Annotated in this window: 2 protein-coding genes and 1 pseudogene; 1 reads left to right on the forward strand and 2 read right to left on the reverse strand. The window is 64.7% G+C overall.

The annotated features are described in order from the left end of the window. A partial coding sequence (locus tag AC2VOU_RS17500) for an elongation factor 4 family protein (RefSeq protein WP_486958511.1) occupies positions 1-930 on the forward strand: 930 nt, incomplete at its 5' end. A gap of 72 nt (positions 931-1,002) precedes the next feature. On the opposite strand, the gene AC2VOU_RS17505 is transcribed toward AC2VOU_RS17500, so the two are convergent. Continuing rightward, positions 1,003-3,066: a glycoside hydrolase family 15 protein gene (locus tag AC2VOU_RS17505; protein ID WP_486958512.1), complete on the reverse strand. Its 2,064-nt coding sequence runs from the start codon at positions 3,064-3,066 to the stop codon at positions 1,003-1,005. 59 nt (positions 3,067-3,125) lie between these two features. Beyond that, positions 3,126-3,324, reverse strand: a pseudogene (locus tag AC2VOU_RS17510) (FAD-dependent oxidoreductase); the annotation flags it as partial.

The following is a 3,324-nucleotide window of genomic DNA, read 5'->3' on the forward strand; positions in this document are numbered from 1 at the left end:
GTGTATTCGGGGCTGTATCCGGTCGACGGTTCGGACTACCCGAATCTGCGCGACGCCCTAGACAAGTTGCAGCTCAACGACGCGGCGCTGACCTACGAGCCGGAATCGTCGGTGGCGTTGGGCTTCGGGTACCGGTGCGGCTTCCTTGGCTTGCTGCACATGGAAATCACCCGGGAACGCTTAGAGCGCGAGTTCGACCTGGATCTGATCTCCACCTCGCCCAATGTCGTGTACCGCGTCGTAAAAGAGGACGACGCCGAAATGCAGGTGACCAACCCGTCGGACTGGCCGGAGGGCAAAATCCGAACGGTGTACGAGCCGGTGGTGAAGACCACCATCATTGCGCCCAGCGAGTTCATCGGAACGATCATGGAGCTGTGCCAGTCGCGCCGTGGCGAATTGGGTGGCATGGACTATCTGTCGCCCGAGCGAGTTGAGCTGCGCTACACCATGCCGCTCGGGGAAATCATCTTCGACTTCTTCGACTCGCTGAAGTCACGCACCCGAGGTTACGCCAGCCTCGACTACGAGGAGGCCGGTGAGCAGGAGGCGCAGCTGGTCAAGGTCGACATCCTGCTGCAAGGCGAAGCCGTCGACGCCTTCAGTGCGATCGTGCACAAGGATTCAGCCTTCGCCTACGGCAACAAGATGACCATCAAGCTCAAGGAACTGATCCCGCGCCAGCAGTTCGAGGTGCCGGTGCAGGCCGCTATCGGATCGAAAATCATTGCACGCGAAAACATTCGGGCGATCCGTAAGGACGTGCTGTCGAAGTGTTATGGCGGCGACATCACCCGCAAACGCAAACTTCTGGAAAAGCAGAAGGAAGGCAAGAAACGGATGAAGACCATCGGGCGGGTCGAGGTGCCGCAGGAAGCGTTCGTCGCCGCGTTGTCCACCGACGCCGCGGGGGACAAGGGCAAGAGGTAGGCGCCGACGCGAGATTGCCATTAGGGCTGTGCTCGAGGCCGGTATCACGACCCTGGTCGCCATCTCGGTGTCCTACACCGGCGCGTTGGCGGGCAGGAACATCCCCGAGCTGTCAGCTTCCTCCTCGGCGCGGATCACGTGGACCACCGCGTTGATCAACGCCAGATGGGTGAACGCCTGCGGGAAGTTGCCCAGGTGCCGCCCGGTGCGCGGCTCGATTTCCTCGGCGTAGAGGTGCAGCGGGCTCGCGTAGGCCAACAGCCGCTCGCACAGCCGCTTGGCGCGGGCCACCTCACCGATCTCGACCAGTGCCGACACCAACCAGAACGAGCAGATGGTGAACGTGCCTTCTTCGCCGGATAACCCGTCGTCGGTCTCGGACACCCGGTATCGCAGCACCAGACCTTCTACTGTGAGTTCGTTGGCGACAGCCAGCACGGTGTTGCGCACGCGCGGGTCGTCCGGCGGCAGGAATCGGGTCAGCACCACCAGCAACAGCGAAGCATCCAGCGCGTCGCTGCCATACCGCTGGGTGAACACACCGCGGGAGTCCACCCCATGCTCGAGAATGTCGGCCTTGATCTCCTCAGCGATGGCCCGCCACTGCTGGGCGTAGCTCTTCTCCCCCTGCCGTTCGGCCAGCTTGGACCCGCGGTCCAGCGCCACCCAGCACATCACCTTCGACGACGTGAAGTGCTGCGGCTCCCCGCGGACCTCCCAGATTCCGCGGTCGGGCTCACGCCAGTGCGCGATCGCCTCCTCCACCTGTCTTTTCAATACCGGCCACAACGTCTCCGGGATTTGCTCGCGCGACTTGGCGTGCAGGTAGAACGAGTCCAGAATCGAGCCCCAGATATCGTGCTGGACTTGGTCGTAGGCGCTGTTACCGATCCGCACCGGCCGCGCGTGGTCGTAGCCGGACAGATGGTGCAACTCGTCTTCAACCAGGCTGCGTTCACCACCCACCCCGTACATCACCTGCAGCGGATGACGCTGGTCGCTGTTGGCGCCGGACACATCGGCGATGAACGCGAAAAAGTCGTCGGCTTCGCGGTCCAGCCCCAGGGTGTACAGGCCCCACAACGCGAACGTCGAGTCCCGCACCCAGGCGTACCGGTAGTCCCAGTTGCGTTCACCCCGCGGCGTTTCCGGAAGCGATGTGGTGCTGGCCGCCAGCAGCGCGCCGGTGGGGGAATACGTCAGCCCCTTGAGCGTCAGCGCGCTGCGTTGCAGGTATGCCCGCCACGGGTGGTCGGGGAAGTTGCCGATATTAATCCACTGCCGCCAGCACTCGGTGGTCTGCCACATCTTGTCGGCGGCCTCTTCGTAGGTCTGCGGCGCCGGGTGTTTGGTCCAGCTCAGCGCGACGAACACGTCGTCGCCCTCTTTCATCCGGGTGCGGGCCCGGGCCTCACGGCCCTCCAACCCGATCCGCAGATTGGTGGTGAGTCGCAGCGTCGGGTGGGCGTCTGGTTGTTTGCTGGCGCGTGCGATGGCTTCGCCGTAGGCATTGGTCGAATACTCCCACGCGACGCCGATGCGGTGGTAGTCGAACGCCGGCTCGCAGCTCATCATCAGCTCCACGGTGCCGCTCACGCAGCGCACCGTGCGCAGCAGGATGTGCTCGGCGTCCCAGTCCATCGGGGTGCGGCGATGCGTTCGTGATCGGCGCTCGATGTCGTGCCACGGCCCCATCACCAGCGCGTCTCGCACGATCAGCCATCCGGTGTGGGTCTGCCACGTGGTTTCCATGATCAGGCTGCCGGGCAAGTAACGGCGCGCCGACGGCACCGAGACGCCGTAGGGGCCCAACCGGAAATGTCCGGCGCTGCGGTCCAGGATTGCGCCGAACACACTCGGGGAATCAGGCCGGGGCAGACATAACCACTCCACCGAACCGGCCGGCGAGATCAGGCACGTCGTTTCCCAGTCGGACAGAAATGCGTAGTCGGCGATCGGCGGAAACGGGTTGCGCAGCGCGCCGCCGGAGACAAATGGCGCCGGCAAGCTGAAATCGACGGGCCCGGATATGGCCGCGCCGCCGGCGGTGGCTTCGGCTACGGCAAACGCTCGAGCCGCAGCGGCCTCGTCGTCGGCCTCGGCGGGTTGGTCGGCGGGTTCGGCGTGCAGGACCATCCCGACATCATCATCTGTCGACCTGCCCGGCGTCCATCAGTTGCGTGACGTGTCGGGGTTTACCCGGCGCGCCTGGCGTAGGTAGGCACGTGTTCGGGTAGCGGGCCAATCGCGACCAGGTAGCCGACGAACCGTCGCAATGCCAGTGTTCGGCTCACCAACCGCACGCCTCGCGGCGGTGTTTGATCACCGCCGCCCACCGCGACAGCGACGACGTTGGCATGGATCATCCGTTGTGCCGCCTGCAGGATCGCCGCC

The sequence above is a fragment of the Mycobacterium sp. TH-M25 genome, from assembly GCF_057473665.1.

Bases quoted from the DNA above. Each gene is read 5' to 3' on its own strand.
- AC2VOU_RS17505 (WP_486958512.1), bottom strand. From the start codon at position 3,066: ATGGTCCTGCACGCCGAACCCGCCGACCAACCCGCCGAGGCCGACGAC.